A 796-nucleotide genomic window follows, 5' to 3' on the forward strand; every position below is an offset into this window, starting at 1 on the left:
GGGCGATGCCCGCGCGAAGGCGGCGGCCGAGGGCGCGCGCACCGTGCCCCCGCGCGAGCACGGCGGCAACTGCGACATCAAGGATCTTTCGCGCGGCTCCAAGGTGTACTTCCCGGTGTATGTGGAAGGCGGTGGCCTTTCCGTGGGCGACCTTCACTTCAGCCAGGGCGACGGCGAGATCACCTTCTGCGGCGCCATCGAGATGGCCGGATGGGTGCACATGAAGGTCAGCCTCATCAAGGGCGGCATGGCCAAGTACGGCATCAAGAACCCCATCTTCAAGCCCAGCCCCATCACGCCCAACTACAAGGACTACCTGATCTTCGAGGGCGTCTCGGTGGACGAGAAGGGCAAGCAGCATTACCTGGACGTGACCATCGCCTACCGCCAGGCCTGCCTGAATGCCATCGAGTACCTCAAGAAGTTCGGCTACAGCGGTGCGCAGGCCTATTCGCTGCTGGGCACCGCACCCGTGCAGGGGCACATCAGCGGCGTGGTGGACGTGCCCAACGCCTGCGCCACGCTGTGGCTGCCGACGGAGATTTTCGACTTCGACATCAACCCCAGCGCTGCCGGCCCCGTCAAGGTGCTCGACGGCAGTGTGGACATGCCGATCTCGCAAGACAAATAACCACCGCGCTGCCGCCCTCCCTTCAACCCACGTGCTGCCCTGCCATGCCCACCTACGACTACGCCTGCCCGGATTGCGGCAACTTCGATGCATTGCGCAGCATCGCACTGCGCAATGAACCCTGCGCGTGCCCGGACTGCGGGGCGGCGGCGGCGCGGGTGTTCG

General features: G+C 65.5%; 2 protein-coding genes. Both read left to right on the top strand.

Annotation, left to right across the window (positions count from 1 at the left end):
* Positions 1-631 (top strand): acetamidase/formamidase family protein (locus tag ACDELDRAFT_RS23215; RefSeq protein ID WP_005801784.1); only part of this gene is annotated, 631 nt, incomplete at its 5' end.
* 44 nt (positions 632-675) lie between these two features.
* The coding region (locus ACDELDRAFT_RS23220; protein ID WP_005801786.1) for a zinc ribbon domain-containing protein at positions 676-796 on the top strand (121 nt) is incomplete at its 3' end.

Source organism: Acidovorax delafieldii 2AN, from assembly GCF_000175235.1.
In the GTDB taxonomy this organism is placed as follows: domain Bacteria; phylum Pseudomonadota; class Gammaproteobacteria; order Burkholderiales; family Burkholderiaceae_C; genus Acidovorax; species Acidovorax delafieldii_B.